Annotated in this window: 16 protein-coding genes; 6 read left to right on the forward strand and 10 right to left on the reverse strand. The window is 69.1% G+C overall.

Features of this window, described 5'->3' with window-relative positions:
• Positions 1–3: 3 nt before the first annotated feature.
• Both ACIBQ1_RS45295 and ACIBQ1_RS45300 read right to left on the reverse strand, forming a co-directional pair.
• Entirely contained in the window at positions 4–618 is a 615-nt protein-coding gene (locus ACIBQ1_RS45295) for a response regulator (protein WP_397287226.1), read from the reverse strand.
• Positions 615–1,730 carry a GAF domain-containing sensor histidine kinase gene (locus tag ACIBQ1_RS45300; RefSeq protein ID WP_397287228.1) on the reverse strand — a complete coding sequence of 372 codons (1,116 nt, stop codon included), beginning with the start codon at positions 1,728–1,730 and terminating at the stop codon, positions 615–617. The genes ACIBQ1_RS45295 and ACIBQ1_RS45300 overlap by 4 nt, the downstream gene beginning before the upstream one ends.
• 94 nt (positions 1,731–1,824) lie before the next feature.
• Here ACIBQ1_RS45300 and ACIBQ1_RS45305 point away from each other — a divergent pair, with 94 nt between their 5' ends.
• From ACIBQ1_RS45305 to serB, 4 genes are all read left to right on the forward strand, one after another.
• Positions 1,825–2,481: an SDR family oxidoreductase gene (locus tag ACIBQ1_RS45305; protein WP_397287230.1), complete on the forward strand. Its 657-nt coding sequence runs from the start codon at positions 1,825–1,827 to the stop codon at positions 2,479–2,481.
• Positions 2,478–3,488 carry an S-adenosylmethionine:tRNA ribosyltransferase-isomerase gene (locus ACIBQ1_RS45310; RefSeq protein WP_397287232.1) on the forward strand — a complete coding sequence of 337 codons (1,011 nt, stop codon included), beginning with the start codon at positions 2,478–2,480 and terminating at the stop codon, positions 3,486–3,488. The genes ACIBQ1_RS45305 and ACIBQ1_RS45310 overlap by 4 nt, the downstream gene beginning before the upstream one ends.
• Before the next feature lie 102 nt (positions 3,489–3,590).
• On the forward strand, positions 3,591–4,127 hold the full coding sequence (locus ACIBQ1_RS45315; protein ID WP_397287233.1) for a hypothetical protein: 537 nt from the start codon (positions 3,591–3,593) through the stop codon (positions 4,125–4,127).
• 169 nt (positions 4,128–4,296) lie between these two features.
• The gene (serB, locus tag ACIBQ1_RS45320; protein ID WP_397287235.1) at positions 4,297–5,514 is read left to right on the forward strand and encodes a phosphoserine phosphatase SerB; all 1,218 of its coding nucleotides are present in this window, start codon (positions 4,297–4,299) and stop codon (positions 5,512–5,514) included.
• 122 nt (positions 5,515–5,636) lie between these two features.
• Here serB and ACIBQ1_RS45325 read toward each other — a convergent pair whose 3' ends face one another.
• The 4 genes from ACIBQ1_RS45325 to ACIBQ1_RS45340 form a co-directional block, all read right to left on the reverse strand.
• The gene (locus ACIBQ1_RS45325) at positions 5,637–6,104 is read right to left on the reverse strand and encodes a SixA phosphatase family protein (protein ID WP_397287237.1); all 468 of its coding nucleotides are present in this window, start codon (positions 6,102–6,104) and stop codon (positions 5,637–5,639) included.
• Positions 6,105–6,671: 567 nt separating this feature from the next.
• Positions 6,672–8,987 (reverse strand): sodium-translocating pyrophosphatase, encoded by a 2,316-nt coding sequence (locus tag ACIBQ1_RS45330; protein ID WP_397287239.1) that lies wholly within the window; start codon positions 8,985–8,987, stop codon positions 6,672–6,674.
• A gap of 1,477 nt (positions 8,988–10,464) precedes the next feature.
• Entirely contained in the window at positions 10,465–10,884 is a 420-nt protein-coding gene (locus ACIBQ1_RS45335; RefSeq protein WP_397287241.1) for an ATP-binding protein, read from the reverse strand.
• A gap of 1 nt (position 10,885) precedes the next feature.
• A complete protein-coding gene (locus ACIBQ1_RS45340) occupies positions 10,886–11,236 on the reverse strand; it encodes an STAS domain-containing protein (RefSeq protein WP_043629845.1) in 351 nt (116 codons plus the stop codon).
• Positions 11,237–11,645: 409 nt separating this feature from the next.
• On the opposite strand from ACIBQ1_RS45340, the gene ACIBQ1_RS45345 reads away from it, so the two are divergent.
• Positions 11,646–14,174 carry a DEAD/DEAH box helicase gene (locus tag ACIBQ1_RS45345; protein WP_397287243.1) on the forward strand — a complete coding sequence of 843 codons (2,529 nt, stop codon included), beginning with the start codon at positions 11,646–11,648 and terminating at the stop codon, positions 14,172–14,174.
• A 124-nt stretch (positions 14,175–14,298) separates the two neighbouring features.
• Here ACIBQ1_RS45345 and ACIBQ1_RS45350 read toward each other — a convergent pair whose 3' ends face one another.
• Positions 14,299–15,960 (reverse strand): hypothetical protein, encoded by a 1,662-nt coding sequence (locus ACIBQ1_RS45350; protein WP_397287245.1) that lies wholly within the window; start codon positions 15,958–15,960, stop codon positions 14,299–14,301.
• A gap of 1,344 nt (positions 15,961–17,304) precedes the next feature.
• Here ACIBQ1_RS45350 and ACIBQ1_RS45355 point away from each other — a divergent pair.
• Positions 17,305–18,045, forward strand: a complete 741-nt coding sequence (locus tag ACIBQ1_RS45355) for a class I SAM-dependent methyltransferase (RefSeq protein WP_397287247.1) — start codon at positions 17,305–17,307, stop codon at positions 18,043–18,045.
• A 39-nt stretch (positions 18,046–18,084) separates the two neighbouring features.
• On the opposite strand, the gene ACIBQ1_RS45360 is transcribed toward ACIBQ1_RS45355, so the two are convergent.
• The 3 genes from ACIBQ1_RS45360 to ACIBQ1_RS45370 are packed head-to-tail and all read right to left on the reverse strand — an operon-like array spanning position 18,085 to position 19,341.
• Positions 18,085–18,495 (reverse strand): Rv3654c family TadE-like protein, encoded by a 411-nt coding sequence (locus tag ACIBQ1_RS45360; protein WP_397287265.1) that lies wholly within the window; start codon positions 18,493–18,495, stop codon positions 18,085–18,087.
• Complete coding sequence (locus ACIBQ1_RS45365) at positions 18,467–18,859, reverse strand: TadE family type IV pilus minor pilin (protein WP_397287249.1); 393 nt, start codon at positions 18,857–18,859, stop codon at positions 18,467–18,469. Before ACIBQ1_RS45365 ends, ACIBQ1_RS45360 begins: the two co-directional genes overlap by 29 nt.
• Positions 18,856–19,341 carry a DUF4244 domain-containing protein gene (locus ACIBQ1_RS45370; RefSeq protein ID WP_397287251.1) on the reverse strand — a complete coding sequence of 162 codons (486 nt, stop codon included), beginning with the start codon at positions 19,339–19,341 and terminating at the stop codon, positions 18,856–18,858. The genes ACIBQ1_RS45365 and ACIBQ1_RS45370 overlap by 4 nt, the downstream gene beginning before the upstream one ends.
• Positions 19,342–19,597: the final 256 nt, after the last annotated feature.

The raw sequence follows: 19,597 nt of genomic DNA on the forward strand, positions 1-19,597 counted from the left end.
CCTTCATCCCAGGCCGTGCCGTACGGCGTACAGCGCGGCCTGGGTGCGGTCCTGGACGCCCAGCTTCATCAGCACGTTGGAGACGTGGGTCTTGACCGTCTTCTCCGCGACCGCCAGGCTCCTGGCGATCTCCCGGTTCGACCGGCCGGCCGCAATGAGCGCGAGCACCTCGCGCTCGCGGTCGGTCAGCGGCACCGGCGACGGCGGCTCGTCCGGCGCCGACAGCATCGCCTCGGCCGCCTCGGGGGCCAGTAACACCTGCCCGCCGTGCACGGCCCGCACGGCCTGCACCAGCGCGGGCGGATCGACGTCCTTGTAGAGGAACCCCGACGCCCCCGCCCGCATCGCCGGACCGACGTCGGACCGGTCGCTCACCGACGTCAGCACGACCACCCTGGTCGCCGACCCGGCCAGCCGTTCGAGCGTGCCGAGCCCGTCGAGCACCGGCATCTTCAGGTCCAGCAGCAGCACGTCGGGCGCCAATTCCTCGACCAGCTCGACGGCCTGTGCCCCGTCACCGGCCTCGCCGACGACCGTGATGTCGTCCTGCAGGTCGAGGAACGTACGCAGCCCCTGCCGCACCACCGGATGATCGTCGGCGATCAGCACCCTGATCAAACCCCCACCTCCACACGTACCGTGGTCCCCCTGCCGCGGGCCGACTCGACGGTCATGACCCCGCCCACGGACTCCGCCCTGTCGCGCATCGACACCAGGCCCAGGCCGCGCGACTCCGCCTGCTCGAAGCCGTCGCCGTCGTCGCTCACGATCAACACCAGTTTGCCGTCCTGGTACGCCAGGCGCACGGAGACACCCGCGGCGTCCGCGTGCCTCAGCGCGTTGTGCAGCGCCTCCTGGGCCACCCTGAGCACCGCCACCTCGACCTCCGGGGCGACCGGCGGCAGCTCCGCGCACTCGAACGTGACCAGGGACGGGTGGAGCCGGTCCAGCATGCGCACGTGCTTGCGCAGCGTCTCGGCCAGCCCGTGCCGGTCGAGCTCGGCCGGCCGCAGCTCGACGATCACGGCCCGCAGCTCGGACAGGGCCTCCCCGGCCAGGCGCTGGACGCGTTCGAGCTCGGCGGCGGCCCTGTCGGGAGCCCGGTCGAGCATGGCGGAGGCGGCCTGCGCGGTGAGCCGGAGCGAGAACAGCTTCTGCGTCACGGCGTCGTGCAGCTCGCGGGCCACGCGGTTGCGCTCCTCCAGCATGGCCAGCTCGCGGCCGCGCTCGTAGAGCCTGGCGTTGGTCAGCGCGATGGCCGCGTGCGCGGCGAACAGCGTCAGCAGCTCCTGGTCCGCCTGCGTGAAGCCGCCCGGCGTGCGCTTGTTGGCCAGGAAGATGATGCCGAGCACCTGGTCGCCGTCGCGGATCGGGACGCCGAGGAAGTCCTTCATCACCGGGTGGGCCTTCGGCCACCACTCGAACCTCGGGTCCTTGCGCAGGTCAGGCAGTCTGACGGGGCTCCCCTCGCGGAGCATCGCGCCGAGCATGCCATGCTGTCTGGGCAGCGGCCCGATCGCGTCCCACTGCTTGTCGGTGATGCCCTCGGCGACGAACTCGCCGAACGACCCCTCGTCGTCGGGCACCCCGAGCGCGGCGTAGCGGGCGTCGAGCAGCCGTTGCGCCGAGCGTACGATGACCTGCAGCACCTCCCGGACCGACAGATGCCGGGTGACCGCGAGCACCGCGGAGCTCACCGCCTGCAGGATCTCGTCTCGGTCGGAGGTCACGGCACCCAGCTTATGGTCCTAGGACGATGTGCCCAGGCGGCGGCGGGCCTTCCGCCCGATGTGCGCCGCCCGCGGCGTTCCTAACGTCGGCATCATGACGAACACCGCACTCATCACCGGCGCTTCCCGCGGTCTCGGACTCGCCCTGGCGAGGTCTCTGGCGGGCGCCGGCTGGAACCTCGTGCTCACCGCCCGCGGCGCGGACGACCTGGAGCGGGCCGCGGCCGAACTGGGCGCCACCGCGATCCCCGGTGACGTGACGGAACCCGCGCACGTCGAGCGGCTGGCCCGGGCGGTGCCCGAGCTGGACCTGCTGGTCAACAACGCCAGTGACCTCGGGGTGACGCCGCTGCCGCCGCTGGCGGGCTACCCGCTGGAGGCGTTCAGGGTGCTGCTGGAGACCAACGTCACCGCACCGCTCGCGCTGATCCAGGCCACGCTGCCCGCCCTGCGCGCGGCGGGCGGGGCCGTCGTGAACATCACCTCGGACGCCGCCACGGGCGCGTACGAGGGCTGGGGCGGCTACGGCGCCACCAAGGCGGCCCTGGAGCAGCTCTCCAACGTGCTGTCGGCCGAGGAGCCCGCGGTCCGGGTCTGGTGGGCCGACCCCGGCGAGATGAACACCCGCATGCTCGCCGACGCCGTGGGCGCCGAGGAGGCCGCCGCCGCCACCGACCCCGCCAAGGTGGCCGCCGCGCTGCACGACCTGGTGCGGTCCCGTCCGGCCAGCGGCAAGGTGAGCCTGCAATGACCGTCGCACTCGACTTCGCGCTGCCGCCGGGCCTGTCGGCGAGCGAGCCGCCCGAGGCGCGGGGGATGTCCAGAGACGCCGTGCGCCTGATGGTCTCGCGCGGCGACCTCGCCCCCTCGCACCACCACTTCGTCGACCTGCCGGGGCTGCTCGACCCCGGTGACCTGATCGTCGTGAACAACTCGGCGACCCTGCCCGCGGCCGTCCGGCTCGACCGGCTGGCCGTGCACTTCTCCACCGCCAACGAGGACGGCACCTGGCTGGTCGAGCTGCGCCGCCGTACCGCCGTCGCCTCCGAGCCCTACGGCGGGGGCGAGCCCGGCGAGTGGCTGCCGCTGCCTGGGCGGGCCACGTTGCGGCTGATCGAACGGGAGACGCCGCGTCTGTGGCGGGCGTCGCTGGACCGGGAGGTGGAGCCGTACCTGCGGGCGCACGGGGCGCCGATCCGCTACTCGTACGTGAGCGGGGACTGGCCGATCGAGGCGTACCAGACCGTGTTCGCAACCGTGCCGGGAAGCGCGGAGATGCCGAGCGCGGCCCGGCCGTTCACCGCGGAGCTGGTGACGGCGCTGGTGGCGCGCGGGATCGGGCTCGCGCCGATCACCCTGCACACGGGGGTGGCCTCGCCGGAGAAGGACGAGCCGCCCTACGCCGAGCGGTACGAGGTGCCGGCCGCCACGGCGCGGCTGGTCAACCTGGCCCGCGAGAGCGGCAACCGGGTGGTGGCCGCGGGCACCACCGTCGTACGGGCGCTGGAGACGGCCGTGGGGGCGGACGGGCGGGTGGCCGCCGCCACCGGGTGGACCAGGCACGTCGTCACACCTCGGCGGGGCGTACGGGCCGTCACGGGGCTGATCACCGGGCTGCACGAGCCACGCTCCAGCCACCTGCTCATGCTGACCGCGATCGCGGGCGAGACGGCCCTGGCGCGGGCGTACGGGGAGGCACTACGGAACGGATATCTGTGGCACGAGTTCGGTGACACGCACTTGATTCTACAGAAATAGCCTTTACATAGATTTTGCCATCATGATAGGAACAGCGGGCATTTAACGGGGGCTTCAATCGTGTGCGCCTCCCCGTGACCACTTCCTCACCGGAGACGTTTAATGCGTAACCTGACCAAGGCCGCGTCGCTGGCATTGCTGGCCGCGGCCCTGCTTGTCCCGGCTGTTCCCGCTTCCGCCGCTGCCACGACGGTCGCCGACGAAGCGTTCTCGGTCTTCGACGTCAAAGTGAAGGCCGCGAAGACCGCCAAGGCCGGTGGCAAGCTCAACTTCGGCATCATCGCCACCAACAAGGGGCCCTACGAGGCCGACGCCTACTTCGTCGGCGGCGAGTTCCCCAAGGGGGTCGACCTCAGGCGGATCATGTACAGCACGAGCGTCAAGGGCACCGAGTGCGGGCTCGAGGGCCGCGCGTTCTACTGCCTCGTGCCGAAGGTCCTGAAGAAGGATGACTCCATCACCCTGATCTTCGAGACCAAGCTCAAGAAGACGGCGAAGGGCACGCAGACGGCGAAGCTCGGCGTGGTCTCCTACGACGTCCAGACGGGCATGGAGAACATGAGCAAGGAAGAGCTCGACCGGCTCGGCATCCCCGAGCACGGCTACGTGAAGACGGTCAAGACCAAGATCGTCCGCTAGCACGACGCTCTTCGCGTCCCTTGGAACGTTACGGCCGACGGAATGTTGTCCGAGCGTCCACGGGACATTCACCTCGGTGTCACCTGCTGGGACACCCGCGGTCGCGCCCGCGCCCGAATGCCCGCCCTGCTGCGCGGGCATCGGGCCGGGCGCAGTACCGTGGCTGGATGTGGACCAGCGCAGCCTCCTGATCACCCTGACCGGCCCCGACCGGCCCGGCGTCACCTCGCGGCTTTTTTCCGTTCTGTCCGCCTTTCCGGTGACGGTGGCGGATATCGAACAGGTCGTCATTCGCGGCCGGCTCACGCTCGGCGTGCTCGTCATGTACGCCGGCGGCCCCCCGACGGGCACCGGCACCACCCTCGGCGCCATGTGGACCGCGGTCGAGCGGGTGGCCGAGGACCTGGGCATGGAAGTGGAGCTCTCCACCGGCTCCCAGACCAAGGAGCAGCGCCGCCGCGGGCGCCTGTCGGTCAGCGTGCTGGGCGCCACGCTCCAGCCCGCCGCCATCGCGGGCATCGCCGGGCGCATCGCCGCCGCCGGCGCGAACATCGACCGCATCGAACGCCTCGCCCAGTGGCCCGTCACCTGCATCGAACTGTCCGTCTCCGGCGCCGACCCCAGCTCGTTGCGGGTGGAGCTGGCGGCCGAGGCGGCCGTCCAAGAGGTGGACGTGGCCGTGCAGCGCACCGGCCTGTCACGGCGGGCCAAGCGGCTGATCGTCATGGACGTCGACTCGACCCTCATCCAGGGCGAGGTCATCGAGCTGCTCGCGGCCCACGCCGGGTGCCTGGACGAGGTCGCCAAGGTCACCGAGCAGGCCATGCGCGGCGAGCTCGACTTCTCCGAGTCGCTGCGGCGCCGGGTGGCGCTGCTGGAGGGGCTGCCGGCGGAGGTGTTCGAGGAGGTGCGCAAGGAGGTCGTGCTCACGCCCGGCGCCCGCACGCTGGTCCGCACCCTCAAGCGGCTCGACTACCGCTTCGCCATCGTCAGCGGCGGGTTCACGCAGATCACCGACGGGCTGGTCGAGGAGCTCGGCATCGACTACTCGGCGGCGAACGTCCTGGAGGTCATCGACGGACGGCTGACCGGCCGCGTCGTGGGCGAGATCGTGGACCGGCCGGGGAAGGCGCGGGCGCTGGAGCGGTTCGCGCGGGAGGCCGGGCTGCCGATCTCGCAGACGGTGGCCATCGGCGACGGGGCCAACGACCTCGACATGATCGCCGTGGCCGGGCTTGGCGTCGCGTTCAACGCCAAGCCCGTGGTGCGGCAGGCGGCCGACACTGCGGTCAACACGCCCTACCTGGACTCGATCCTCTACCTGCTGGGGATCTCCAGGGACGAGGTCGAGGCGGCGGACGCGGAGGACGGCGGCCTGGCCGGCTGACCCCGGCCGGGCGCCCTCACCACCGGCTGACCTCAGGCCGGGTGCCCTCGCCGCCAGCCGACCGCCCTCGCCGCCGGCTGATCTCAGCCCGGCCCATCCCAGGACGGGCCGGGCCGGGCCGGTCAGTGCTCCTTCGGGTCCCAGAGCGTGACCAGGCGGCCCTCGCCCATCCAGAGCTCCGCCCAGTCGGACTCCACCTCGATCACCGCGAACGCGCCCGGCCGGAACGCGTACTCGCCTCCGGCCAGCCCCACGGCCAACTCGTGCACGCCCGGGTTGTGCCCGCACAGCACCACCGTGCTCAGCTCTGGGTCCGCCCGCCGGACCAGCTCCAGCAGCTCATCGGGGTACGCCTCGTAGATGTCGCGCTCGTAGCTGATCTCCACCTCGGGAAAGGCGATCTCGGCGGTGCGCTTGGTCCTGAGCGCCGGCGAGCACAGCACGAGGTCCGGGGCCAGCCCGGCCGCCCGGATCTCGTCGCCCGCCCGCTTGGCGTCCCGCTCACCCCGCCCGGTCAACGGTCTCTCCCGATCGGCCAGCCCGGGGATGTGAGCGGCCTTCGCATGCCGCAGCACAATCAAGGTCCGCATCCGATCACCCCGTCCTCGAAGCCCAGACGGCCAGCCCGACGATCACGGCCAGGATGACGAGCATCGCCAGCAGAATCAGGCCCAGGGTCTTCCCGCCGCTGGGCTGCTTGTCACCTTTCACGCGCCCAGTTTCCCACCGAGCCACCACGGTCCCACTCCCGCCTTCTACCTGAACATCCCACCCGTCCCGCCGAACTCCCCCACCCACCATCCCCCGGCCTCCCCGTCCGCCATTTCCTGGCCTCCCTCGCCCGCCCTGCCCGCCGTTTGCCGGCCGCCCTCATCCGCGCCCCGACCCGCGGCCCGCTGGATCCGTCGCCCGATCTCCCACCCACCTGCCGCCACCCTCGAACGCCCGCACACCGCACAGCCCGGCAACCAGCTCCACTCCAGCAACCGGCCATCCCAGCAGCCGGAAGCAGCCCTGCTCCCCGGGAGACGCCCCGCCACGTCAGAAGGAGCCCTCGGAAGGAGCCCTCGGTAGGAGCCCTGCATCCGAGAGGCGCCGGAAAACGAGACGCCCGCCCCTACGCAGTAGGGCGGGCGTCTCTCCAGGGTATGGCGGTGTTACGAGGCCACGGGCTGGTGCTCCCGGTTGTCGTTGTTCGCCGGTTCAGTGCTCACCGAGCGCCGCTTGGAGACCACGATGGCCCCGACCACGACGCCCACCGCCACCACCGTGACGCCGATGCGCAGGGCCGGGTTGCCCGCGTACAGCACCACCGCAGGGGCGACGAGCAGCGCCACCAGGTTCATCACCTTGATCAGCGGGTTGATGGCAGGCCCGGCCGTGTCCTTGAACGGGTCGCCGACCGTGTCGCCGATGACGGTGGCGGCGTGCGCCTCCGAACCCTTGCCGCCGTGGTGACCGTCCTCCACCAGCTTCTTGGCGTTGTCCCACGCGCCACCGGAGTTCGAGAGGAAGACGGCCATCAGGGTGCCGCACGCGATCGCTCCCGCGAGGAAGGCGCCCAGCGGCGCGTACCCGAGGGCGAACCCGACCGCGATCGGCGTCATGACCGCCAGCAGGCCGGGCGTGGCCAGCTCGCGGAGCGAGTCACGGGTGCAGATGTCCACGACCCGGCCGTACTCCGGCATCTCCGTGCCGTCCATGATGCCCGGCTTGTTGCGGAACTGGTCGCGTACCTCGAAGACCACGCGCATCGCGGCCCGTCCGACCGCCATGATCGCGAGCCCCGAGAAGAGGAACACGACCGCGGCGCCGACGATGAGGCCGACCAGGACGTTCGGCTGGTCGATGCCGAGGGTGAAGGTGGAGAACTCGCCGAGCGCGGACTTGACCGCCCCGCTCGCCTTGGCCAGCTCGCCCTCCACCGCGGTGCGGAAGGCGCCGAACAGCGCGGTCGCCGCCAGCACGGCCGTGGCGATCGCGATGCCCTTTGTGATGGCCTTGGTGGTGTTGCCGACGGCGTCCAGGCTGGTGAGCACGCGGGCGCCGTCGCCCTCGACGTCGCCCGACATCTCGGCGATGCCCTGGGCGTTGTCGGAGACCGGCCCGAACGTGTCCATGGAGACGATGACGCCGACCGTGGTCAGCAGGCCGGTGCCCGCCAGTGCCACCGCGAACAGCGCGATCGTCACGTTTCCGAACCCGAGCAGGAACGCGCCGTAGACCGCGCCGCCGATGACCAGGGCGGAGTAGACGGCCGACTCCAGGCCGACGCTGATGCCGGCCAGGATGACGGTGGCCGGGCCGGTGGCCGAGCTCTCGCCGATCTCGCGTACGGGACGGCGGTTGGTCTCGGTGAAGTAGCCGGTCAGCAGCTGGATGGCGCTGGCCAGCACCAGACCGATGAGCACCGCGCCGATGGCGATGAGCCGCGGGTTGGCGTCGGACTGCTCGGTGGCGCCGGTCAGGGCGCTGAAGCTGTCGGGCAGATACAGGAACGCGGCCACCGTGACGAGCACCGCGGAGATCGCGGCCGAGATGAAGAAGCTGCGGTTGATCGCCGCCATCCCGTTGCGGTCGCGGTCGCGCATTCCGGTGACGAAGATGCCGATGATCGCCGTGATGACGCCGATCATCGGGACGATCAGCGGGAAGACCAGGCCTTCCTCGCCGAAGGCCACCTTGCCCAGGATGAGGCTGGCGACCAGCATGACCGCGTACGACTCGAACAGGTCGGCCGCCATGCCCGCGCAGTCACCGACGTTGTCGCCCACGTTGTCGGCGATGGTCGCGGCGTTGCGCGGGTCGTCCTCCGGGATGCCCTGCTCGACCTTGCCGACCAGGTCGGCGCCGACGTCGGCGGCCTTGGTGAAGATGCCGCCGCCGACTCGCATGAACATCGCGAGCAGCGCCGCCCCGAACCCGAATCCTTCGAGCACGCCCGGGGCGTTGCCCTGGTAGATGAACACGACCACGGCCGCGCCCAGCAGGCCGAGGCCCACGGTGAACATTCCGGCGACGCCGCCGGTGCGGAACGCGATGCGCATGGCGCGCTTCTCGCCCGATTCGTTGGCCGCGGCGGCGACGCGGACATTTCCGCGCACGGCCAGCCACATGCCCATGAACCCGGTCAGCGCGGAGAAAACCGCCCCGACCACGAAGAAGATCGAACGTCCGACGACGACTTCTGTTTCCCCGGGTAGCAGGAGCAACAGGATAGGTATTACGACGACGAAGATCGCCAATGTGCGGAACTGGCGCGCCAGATAAGCGGCTGCGCCTTCTTGTACGGCACGCGCGATGTTCTGCATGCGCTCCGTGCCTTGGCCGGCGGACAGCACCTCGCGCACCAGGCCGCCTGCGACGGCTAGTGCGATCAGTGCGACCGCGGCGACCACGATCACGATGGTGAGATTGTTTCCACTCAGGGCCAGATTGGACGCTGGCTCCGCTGCCAGCATGTGCCTGCTCATCGTTCTCCTCGGCAAGACCGGTCGTCCTGCCCGGGCGGTGCTGCAGTTTTCCTCGGCGGGTGTAGCGGCACCATCCGGGTTGTGGGTGCCGCTTCCGGTTGAATCCGCGTTCCGCCGGATCACCTTGGCCGGTGCCGGGAGTCTACGCAGGCACTGAACGGATATGAAGGCTCTCGAGGTGGCTAATTGTGCGCGCGTCTAGTAATCCCCTGACAGCGGGCCGGTTTGCGGCCTGACAGGCGAAATTTCCCCGGGTTTAAGGTCATGAAAACCTCCGGATAGGTCCGGACCGAAACTCGGGCACCCTGGAGCGACGCTCGGGGGACGTGCGGGACGGGAGACGGCCCCTGAGACAACCCCTGAGACAGCCGCCCACAACTGCCCCCGCCGCCTGCCACCGGCACCGCCATCCAAGGCACGGCCCACGACACCACCACCTGCGAACACCCGGCCTGACCGCCGCCCGCACGCGGCATCAGACCCACCGCCCACACTCTCGGCCGCACCTCATCCGACGACCGGAACACCCATCCAACCCCACCGCCGCGACCCGCCCCACACCGACCGATTCCGCCACCCACCCTGTCCACCCGCCGTAGGCGCGTTCACCGCACCGTGAGCCGCCCTCACCGCACGCGCCCTCACCACCCCGCACGCCTCCACCCCGCACGCCTCCACCCCGCACGCCTCCACCCCGGCGCGACCGCCCACCCCGCACGCCTCCACCCCGGCGCGACCGCCCACACCGTAGGCACCTTCACGCCGCGTGGTTACCCCACGCCATCGGAGCCTCCGCTGCGCGTGGCCATCCACACTGCGACTGCGTTCACGCCGTCAGCCGGTTCACCCCGCATGACCGTCCACACCGCAGGCATGCTCACCGTATGAGCGGCCCAAGCCACAGACGCCTTCACCCCGCACGGCCGATCACCCGGCGAACCCGCTGGCCCCGCACGGTCGATTGCCTGCCGAACTTGCTGGCCCCGCACGGCCGATCACCCGGCGAACCCGCTGGCCCCGCACCGCGATCGCCCGGCGACCTCGTTGGCCCCACACGGCCATTCGCCCGTGAACCCGCCAGTAAGCCCCGCGCGGCCAGTCACTCCGTGGACCCCTGGCCCACATGGCCGTCCGCCCCTGCGAACCACCTGCGCGCCCCGGAGAGCCCGCCCCGTGAAGCCGTTCGCCCAAATACGCGCCCACCGCACGATTCGCTCATCGATGGTCACCGAAGACACCGATCCATCGCCGGCCGCCGAGAGCGGAAGCCATGGTGCCCGTGCGCCGTGACGGCGGCCGGCCACGTGCGGGTCAGCGGGCGTCACCCTGGAGGCGCTCAGCCACGTGCGGCGGGTGGCGCCGCCCGTGCTCTGCCGTAAAAGATGGGGTTTTGAAGCACAGAACAGCCGTGCCGGGCGCCCAGAGGGACGCCCGGCGGAGCGAGGCGGGACGGTGGGACCGGCTCGGTGGGACCGGCTCAGACCTTGGCGGTGGCGGGCCAGCTCATGCGGATGTTCGTGCCCTTCGGGCTGGGGAAGATCTCGACGTCGTCGGCCAAGCCCTCGATGACCGCAAGGCCGAAGCCCGACATGAACGAGTCAGAAAGCATGCCCAGGTCGAGGGGCTGCTCCTGCTTGATCTCATCGCTGGGGGCGTGGTCGCTGACCGTGACTTCGAAACGCCCGGAGTCGTCACGCAGCTCGATGCGGATGGGCTCGCCCGGACAGTGGACGCGGTGCGCCTCGACTGCCCGGGAGCAGGCCTCACCCACAGCGAGCCTGACCTCGTCCAGCAGGGACTCCTCCACGCCGGTGCGGCGAGCGATCGCCGTCGCCACCAGCCGCGCGGTCCGCACGTGGGCGGGAAGAGCGCTGAACGTCAGCTCGACGGTAGCCATGCTACTTGTCTTTGCCGTGAGCTTCCTTGGCCTCGTCGACCGAAGCGTAAATCCCGAAGACCTTGGTCAGACCGGTGATCCGGAAGATCTTCAGGATGCGCTCCTGCGTGCAGACCAGCTCGAGCGAGCCGTCATGCGCACGAACCCGCTTGAGCCCCCCGACCAGGACGCCAAGGCCCGTGGAGTCGAGGAAGTCCACCTTCTCCATGTTGACGAGCAGGTGGAAGTTGCCCTTGTTCACCAGGTCGATGAGGAGCTCACGCAATCTCGGCGCCGTGTAGACATCGATCTCACCCTCGACCTCCACGATGGTGAGTCGGTCTTCGGTGCGGTGATCCAACTTCAGATCCACAGATCCTCCAGCGCCTCGCCTGCGAAAGTACTCTCTTGGGACTGGCAATCTGGAGCGTGGCCCCAGATCGTCCGACCCTGACGCGCGGCATTCAACCACGCGTCTGGCTTGTGTCTATACGAAATCACGATTCCCGGCGACTTTGCCCACCGATGCAAGACTGGAAACAGTGACTTCCTCCGCATCCTCCCCACAACAGGCGGGTCCACTCCTCCACCACCTGCTTGGTGTTCCCGCACGTCATGAGCGTGTCACCCATGTGGAGCATGTTCCAGCACGTCAGGCGGGTCAAGCCGAATGGCCCAAATGGACGCCAGAAGTGCTTGTTACGCGCTTGGCGAACCGCGGGGTGACAGGACTCTGGCCACACCAGTACGAGGCCGCCGACCTGGCATTCCGTGGCCGAAACGTGATCATCTCAACGGGTACGGCGTCCGGGAAGTCGCTGGCGTACCTCACTCCCGCCGTCGCCTCCTGCCTCGACGGCGGCACGATCCTGTACCTGACCCCGACCAAGGCCCTGGCCGCCGACCAGCTGCGCAGCCTGCGCGAGCTGCGCATCACCCAGCTCCGCGCGGCCTGCTTCGACGGCGACACGCCGTTCGAGGAACGTACGTGGGTGCGCCAGCACGCCAACTACGTCCTGACGAATCCGGACATGCTGCACCGCAGCGTCCTCCCCCGCCACGCCCAATGGTCGTCGTTCTTCCGCCGGTTGCGCATGGTCGTCGTCGACGAGTGCCACGGCTACCGCGGCGTCTTCGGCTCCCACGTCGCCCAGATCCTGCGCCGCCTGCGCCGCGTCTGCGCCCGTTACGGCTCGCGCCCCACGTTCCTGCTCGCGTCGGCGACGGCGAGCGAGCCCGGAGCGTTCGCAATGAGGCTGACGGGGCTTGAGATGGACGAGGTGACTACGGACGCCTCGCCCAAGGGTTCCACCACCATCGCGCTGTGGGAGCCGCCCCTGACCGAGCTACGGGGCGAGGGAGGGGCTCCTGTGCGACGGACGGCCACAGCGGAGGCGGCGGACCTGCTGGCGGACCTCGTCCTGGCCGAGGTACGCACGCTCGCCTTCGTCCGTTCCCGCCGCGGCGCCGAAACGGTCGCCCTCACGGCCCGCGCCAAACTCGCCGACGTTGCCTTCTCCCTCTCAACCCACCACCCCCGACCCCCCACCCCCACCGACCACCGGCCGAACACGACGGAGCCAACCGCTCCGGCCGACCACCAGCCGAACACGGTGAAGCCAACCGCTCCGGCCGACCACCGGCCAAGCGCGGCCGAACCGACCGACACCGCTCAGCCGAACACAGCCGAACCTCCCGACTCCACCCACCCCACCCCGGTGGGACTGACCCCCACCACCAACCATCAGCCGAGCGCAGCCGACCCGACAGGCCCCATCGTCCGCCCCGCCACGCCGGAACCATCCGGCACCCCCAGCGAGCTCGCCACGGCAAACCCGACGGTCGCCACGGCAAACCCGGCGCGCGCACCAGCGGACCCTGCAGCCGGCACCTCAGCGCACGGGGGCAGGGCAAACCAGCCGGCCCCGGAAAGCTCCCTCACCTGGGCACTCCCAGACGCCCCGCCCAAACCGGACTGGACCGACCTCCCGAACAAGATCGCCGCCTACCGCGCCGGATACCTCGCCGAAGACCGCAGGCTCCTGGAGAAGGCCCTCCGCTCGGGCACGATCATGGGCCTGGCCACCACCAACGCCCTCGAACTCGGCGTGGACGTCTCAGGCCTCGACGCCGTGTTGATCGCGGGCTGGCCCGGCACCCGCGCCTCCCTCTGGCAACAGGCCGGCCGGGCCGGCCGCGACGGCCAGGACGCGCTCGCCGTGCTGATCGCCAGGGACGACCCCTTGGACACCTATCTCGTCCACCACCCCCAGGCGCTGTTCGGCCAGCCCGTGGAGGCGATCGTCCTCGACCCGGACAACCCGTACGTCCTGGGCCCTCACCTCTGCGCCGCAGCCGCCGAGATCCCGCTGACGGACGACGACCTGCCCGTCTTCGGCACCACCACCTCAACGGTCCTCGACGACCTGGTCTCCGAGGGGCTGCTCAGGAGGCGCCCCGCGGGCTGGTTCTGGACCAAGCGGGAGCGGGCCACCGACCTCGCCGACATCCGAGGCGGCGGAGGCGCCCCCATCCAGGTCGTGGAGTCATCCACCGGGCGCCTCCTCGGCAGCGTGGACGAACCGTCCGCGCACACCACGGTGCACACGGGCGCGGTCTACATCCATCAGGGTGAGACCTTCCTCGTGGAACTCCTCGACCTGGAGGCCGGCGTCGCCCTGGTGTCCAGCGCGACCCCGGACTTCACGACGTTCGCTCGCGACATCACCGACATTTCCATCCTCGCCACCCAGCGCTCCCACCCCCTCGGCCCCGGCACGCTCCACTTCGGCGAGGTGGAGGTGACCCGGCAAGTGGTCTCGTACCTCAAGAGACGCCTCCAATCAGGCGAGATGCTCGGCGACGAGCCCCTGGACCTGCCACCCCGCACCCTCCGCACCCGCGCTGTCTGGTGGACGCTCCCCGCATCGGCAGTGGCGCCGCTCGCCGAGGCGGGCATCGACCTCGGCGGCGCCGCCCACGCCGCCGAACACGCCTCCATCGGCCTGCTCCCGCTGTTCGCCACCTGCGACCGCTGGGACATCGGCGGCGTCTCCACCGAACTGCACGCCGACACGGGCCTGCTCACCGTCTTCGTGTACGACGGCCATGAGGGCGGGGCGGGTTTCGCCGAACGCGGCTACTCCCGTGCTGCCGACTGGCTGACCGCCACACGCGAAGCCATAACCTCCTGCGAATGCGAACGAGGCTGCCCCTCCTGCATTCAGTCCCCAAAATGCGGCAACGGCAACGAGCCTTTGGACAAACGAGGCGCCGTCCGCCTCCTCAACACTCTGCTGTCCCCTCAGTAAAAGCGCCGCGACACCCTCACAGGAACCTCCACCGAGCCCTCAACCCCCGGCTCCACCTGCACTTGCGCACGCCAACCCCAGACTCCGAGCCTGGGTGGCCGACGAGCCGAATCAACTAGTCGATTCAGCTTTCACCGTCTCTATGCCGAGGGCCCGCGTAAGCGCGTTGCTCGCCCTCACCCTTTTCGTCATCTTCGCCGGACCAGAAATCGGCTGCCCCCGGCTGCGGGCGCTCCCAGAAGCCGCTGTCCTCCATTGACCGGGGAGACGGCGGCAGGTAATCGTCCCAGCGATCCTCCATCCGTACTGCCGGCCGGACAGGGGCCGCGTCGGACTCGGGGACATCTGTGACCGCGGAACTGGGCAAGGTGATGCGGACGGGCCCTTGGCGTGCTTCAGGGACGTCTCGCACCTCCTCCACCTCGAACGCGGCGGCGGCCTCCCCACGCTTCCGATCGAGGGCGGGCGGCGACGGCTCCGGAGTCGCCCCGCCGGAAGGCTCACCAGCCCCCGCCTGCTGCGCCCGAGACTGATCGGGAACCCGGGTCTTGGCGACGGCCAGGATCACGGCAGGTCGCCGCCGGGGCGGGGCCGTGGCGACCGAAGCGCTTTCGTTCGCATGCGTGACCTGAACCCCACCGGCCGCCGCCGCGCCCACACCCGTGGCCGCTGTGGCCGTACCGGATGTGGAGCTCTCACCCGTGGCGAGCGCCCGCCGCCTTGCCCACGCACCCGCATGGGCGCCGAACAGCAGCAGGAGGATGCCCGCCGCGACGTAGAGGCCGTACTGGCCGAGGTTCCCGATCGATGACTCGCCCGACTGCGCCTTCACGTCGGGCTGGACGGGAGCGGTGTCCGCGCCGTTCTTCGCGTCGGACGGGCGCAGACCACCCGTTGCGTCGGTCGTCGGGATCGGCAGGTTCCCGTTCGGGTCGGCGTCGGGTATTGCCGGCAGCTTGGCGGTCGTCCGCTTGTGTGTCGTCGGCCTGGTCGTCGGCAGGGTCTGCCTCTTGGCGGGCAGTGTGGGGAGAGGATCGACGTTCTTGGTGGTCTTCGGGGTACGGGCGCCGGTGGTCTTCTTCTTCGTGGGCGTGGGCGTCGGCGCGGCGGGGAAGGCGACGTACGCGGCGGCCGAATTGCCCGACCCGATCGATCCGCCGTCGCCGTCTCCCCTGAACGCCTTGACCGTGAACCCCACCTTCTGGCCTTTCGCCTTGGTCGGCACGGCGAGCACCGCCTGGCATGTGGACCCGGCGCACGCACTGTCGGCGGGCAACCTTCCCACGATGCCGGACTGGCTGTTGGAGACCTCGTACGACTGCAGGTCGGGCTCTGAACCCTTGCTCCAGGTCAGTCGGACCTTGGCGCTGCCCTGCCGGGTCGCGTTCACGTTGCCCGGCGCCTCGGGAGGCCGCCGCAACTTGAACGTGTTGCTCGCGTAGCTGCTCCCCGTGAGCTCTCCCTTGAGGGTCACGGTGAAGGTGCCGTTCGGAGCGTTACCGGCGTCGAACGTGCCGGAGATCGTCTGGTTCGCACCCCCTCCGGCGACCTTCCGGCTGGGCGTGGAGGGCCCTTCGACGTAGAGGCCCACGTTCAGCTGGATCACGCCCGTACGCGCGGAAACCGTCACGGACGAACTCGAAAGCACCTGGCCGTCAGCGGGCGAGGTGATCTGCCCGGACGTGTCGGCCCGCCAGGTCGCCGCGGCGGCCTGAGCGGTCCCGCCGACCGCGATGGTGCCGGCCACGATCATCCCCGCGGCCACCACTCTGCCGACTACCGTCACGACGCTTCCCTCCATCGAGAGCCTCGCGCCGCCTGACCGCCCTGGGGCGTTCACGCGACGACCGGAAGTGCAGTCCGCCCGGCCGATACGGTCACCGACCGTCCCCGAACCCGCACCCTAGCGACTTAGCTCCGGCTCTCCCAGCCGCCCTGTCACATACGGCATGGACCGAGGGTAAGCGGAACCTTACGGTACATATACAACTCTTGGACACCACGTCTAAGAAGTCGTGACTTGATTGCGACCTATCCCCGCAAGCCCCATCGGCCCCACCGTTTTCGGCCAACCCATTCGATTCATCCGCCACGTTTCACACCAACCGAAATGTCGCCATTCACCACATTCACGCCATAGCAGCCATGCCACCCATTCACCCCAGAAACGCACCTACATCGACTACGCCCATGGACGCAAAGACCACAGCGCAAAGCAGGGCAACCCACCTGAGGCGAAGACCACCTCTCAGGCCAGCACCACCCCCGCCAGCCCTTTCCAACACCAGCCCGAGGGTTGGCGTAGAGCTGGCAACGAAGCTTCGAGTGAAGCTCATGTAGAGCGGCAGTGAGGTTGCGGAGGTGGCGGAGGTGGCGGAGGGGGTTGGTGCGGAACTGACAGCGAGGCTTGGGCGAGGGCGGCAGCAGAGGTTGACGCGGAGCTGACAGCGAGGCTTGGGGCGGGGACGGCAGCAGAGGTTGGGGCGGGGGTGACAGCGAGGCTTGGGGCGGGGGTGACGTGGAGGTTGGGGCGGGGGTGACGTGGAGGTGGCAGTCCGCGCTGTGGTTGGTGTCGGCGGAAGTCGGCGATGTGGAGCCGGATGGTGTTGGCGGGGAGCTGCTGATCCGGGACGGGGTAGGGCAAGCCTCACTGCCGCCCTCCACAACAGCCACCCCAAGCCTCACTGCCAGCTACGGCCAACACTCATCCCAAGCCCCACTGCCAGCTATGGCGGCCAACGCCCATCCCAACCTCACCATCAACTTCGCGCCGGCACTGCCCCCTCCTTCGCCACCTACTTCCCGCCCAAAATCGACCGCGTCCCTGATTCACCAGACCTCCCAACCCGCATCGCCCCACTCCTCACCGGCAACTACGGACTAACACCGCCCCACCGTTATGACCGCTTCCCCAGCCCGGCACTTGCCCCGCCCCTGACCACCTGCTCGTCAGCCCCATCCCAGCCCCCGCGACCAGTTCCCCAGTAACGCCGACTCCCTTTCACCACCTAACTCCCAGCCAACGTCGACCGTCCTCCCCACCTACCCCTCCGCCCACCTCAGCCCGCCCCACCATCTGCCCCTCGGCTTCGACGCCTCCAATCGGTTTGTCGATCTACACTTCAGGGCCGTGGCCGGAAACAAGCGCGGTGGATCCTTCTATGACGCGGCTCAAGTCGCCGCGCGGTATCTAGGTCATCGGCATAGTGGTGTGTCGAGCCCCAACCATGTGATGGAGGAACCGGCGTTCCTGGAGGAGCTTGGTGAGGTCACGGGGCTCCGGGTGTTGGATCTCGGGTGCGGGGATGCAGCTATCGGACAAGTCGTGTTGGATGCCGGCTGTCGCAGTTACCTGGGCCTGGACGGCTCGGCCGCGATGGTCGAGGCTGGCAATGCGGCGTTATGCGGAACAGCCGGCCGCGTCGAAATGGTCGATATCGAGGACTTCTCCGCTCCGCCGTCTTCGTTCGATCTGATTGTTTCGCGATTGGCCTTTCACTATGTCGAGGATATCGAACCGGTGCTGGCCTCCTGCCTTGAGTGCCTCTCACCTGGTGGACGCATCATCTTCACCGTCGTTCATCCGGTTCTGACCTCGCACGACCCTGGCGTTCGAGGGAAGCGGACTTCTTGGGTTGTGGATGACTACTTTCTCCAAGGGCCGCGCGAAAGGGAATGGATGGGCGGCACTGTCACCTGGTTTCACCGCACTATAGAAGACTATGTTTCCTTGCTGACCAAGTCAGGATTTTCCTTGACTTCTCTGCGCGAGTGCGCGCCCTACGAGGACCGCTTCAACGGTGATGCTGATGAGTTGGCACGTCGGCGTCGCGTTCCCCTGTTTCTACTGCTTGCTGCTATGCGTGTTTGATGGTCGAGCTGCACGGCTCGGGCATGGCCAGGGGGTTGTTCATGCCGGTCCGGCGCGAGATCTGGCCGTCAGCGTACGGGGGCCTAATATCGGTAGTGAGATCGGCAGCAAGGTCCAGACGTCGGCGATTTCGTCTGTGATTTCGCATCGAATCAGCTCCACGCCATTCTGCTTGGCCAGGGTGGCGGCTCGGACGCAGGCGGCTTCCGGGTTGGTTATCGCCAGCTTGGCTGCCGCAAGGGCGCTCAGGTCGGCGGCGCTGTTTACACGATGGCGTGCCACGCGCACCGAGCCCACCATGGCGAACGCCGTGGCCACCGCCATGAGGAGGCCCATGAGAGCTACACCCCAGAGTGTGGCTGAGCCCTTTTCCTTGGGATTGATGGGGACTTCCTCTCCTGCGGGGCTAGATTGCCGGTGGTCACGGGAGATATCCGAGTTCGGTGTCAGCGGTGGCTGTAGCGGATATTTGCACTGCGGGCAATGACTGGGCCCATGGTGGTCGTACTTCTATGGCGATCTGAACTTTTGTCGTTTCTGTGTCGCGGGTTACGGCTACCTGAGCTTCTTGGCGGATAGCCGTTCGGGCTCGGGCCATGACCTGGTCGAGGGGTTCGCCCCTGGCTGCGGCTCGTGCTGCGGCGCGGGCCGCGTCCACGCATTCGAGCTGGGCGCTGACAGCCTGGATGGCCCACAGCGCGGCTGCGAGCACGACCATGAGCGCGGGCAGCACCGCGGCGGTCTCGGCCGTGACCGAGCCCCGCGATGCCGACCGCTTCCTACCCAGGGAGGTCCGCACTTGGCGGAGGGTCATCCGGTGGCAGTGTTGAGTGCTCGATCGATGAGTGCCTTCAGCATTTCCTGGACTTCTGGGCTGCTCACCACCTTGAACAAGAGCGCAGCGAATGCACAGGCCGCAATCGTGCCTACTGCGTATTCGGCTGTGGACATGCCGCGCTCCCGGTTGACCGTCGCGTAATGAAGCCATCTGTTGGCTCGCGCCGGGACGGGGCTCGTGGTGGGCCCGGATGGGGCCGGCTTGGGTGATCCGCTTTGCGTGCTCGCGATGATCGTCAGCGGCCTCAGGGCTTCTGCCGGCGGCTTGGTCGAGGCTTCCTTTGACGACTTGATGGTCTTGGTAGCGGCTTCTGCGGTGGCGTTGAGGGCTGGCGGGGCGCTTCGGGTGATGCGGGTGCGGCTGAGCGAGAACTTACCGACTGTTTCGTTGCTTGACGTGGCGTGACTGGCGTCTGGGGCGGCTTTGATGTCGTCTGGCGTGGTGGCGGGACTGTGCATCGTGCCTCCAGGTGGTGCTCGGAGCCGGGATCTTGTCCGGCGGGAGTCCTTAGGTTGGCCGAAGCCGGGTTCCGGACGCTGGACCGAACGACGTTCTGTGGATGAGCGAGTTCCGCTGGCCCAGCGTTGTGGATGAAGCGTCTCGAAGCCATCGGGCCCTTAGAGCCTGCTGACGAAGGCTTAAGTGCTCGTGGGCACTGGCCCGTACAAGGCTGGTCCGATCTTGTGGATGTAGCCCTGGTGGGACCATTGGGAT

Source organism: Nonomuraea sp. NPDC050153 (assembly GCF_044460125.1).
Lineage (GTDB): Bacteria > Actinomycetota > Actinomycetes > Streptosporangiales > Streptosporangiaceae > Nonomuraea.

Coding starts and splice junctions, on each gene's coding strand:
- ACIBQ1_RS45325 (WP_397287237.1), bottom strand. CDS start 6,104: ATGCGGACCTTGATTGTGCTGCGGCATGCGAAGGCCGCTCACATCCCC.
- ACIBQ1_RS45305 (WP_397287230.1), top strand. CDS start 1,825: ATGACGAACACCGCACTCATCACCGGCGCTTCCCGCGGTCTCGGACTC.
- ACIBQ1_RS45335 (WP_397287241.1), bottom strand. CDS start 10,884: ATGGCTACCGTCGAGCTGACGTTCAGCGCTCTTCCCGCCCACGTGCGG.
- ACIBQ1_RS45330 (WP_397287239.1), bottom strand. CDS start 8,987: ATGAGCAGGCACATGCTGGCAGCGGAGCCAGCGTCCAATCTGGCCCTG.
- ACIBQ1_RS45310 (WP_397287232.1), top strand. CDS start 2,478: ATGACCGTCGCACTCGACTTCGCGCTGCCGCCGGGCCTGTCGGCGAGC.
- ACIBQ1_RS45315 (WP_397287233.1), top strand. CDS start 3,591: ATGCGTAACCTGACCAAGGCCGCGTCGCTGGCATTGCTGGCCGCGGCC.
- ACIBQ1_RS45365 (WP_397287249.1), bottom strand. CDS start 18,859: ATGACCCTCCGCCAAGTGCGGACCTCCCTGGGTAGGAAGCGGTCGGCA.
- ACIBQ1_RS45370 (WP_397287251.1), bottom strand. CDS start 19,341: ATGCACAGTCCCGCCACCACGCCAGACGACATCAAAGCCGCCCCAGAC.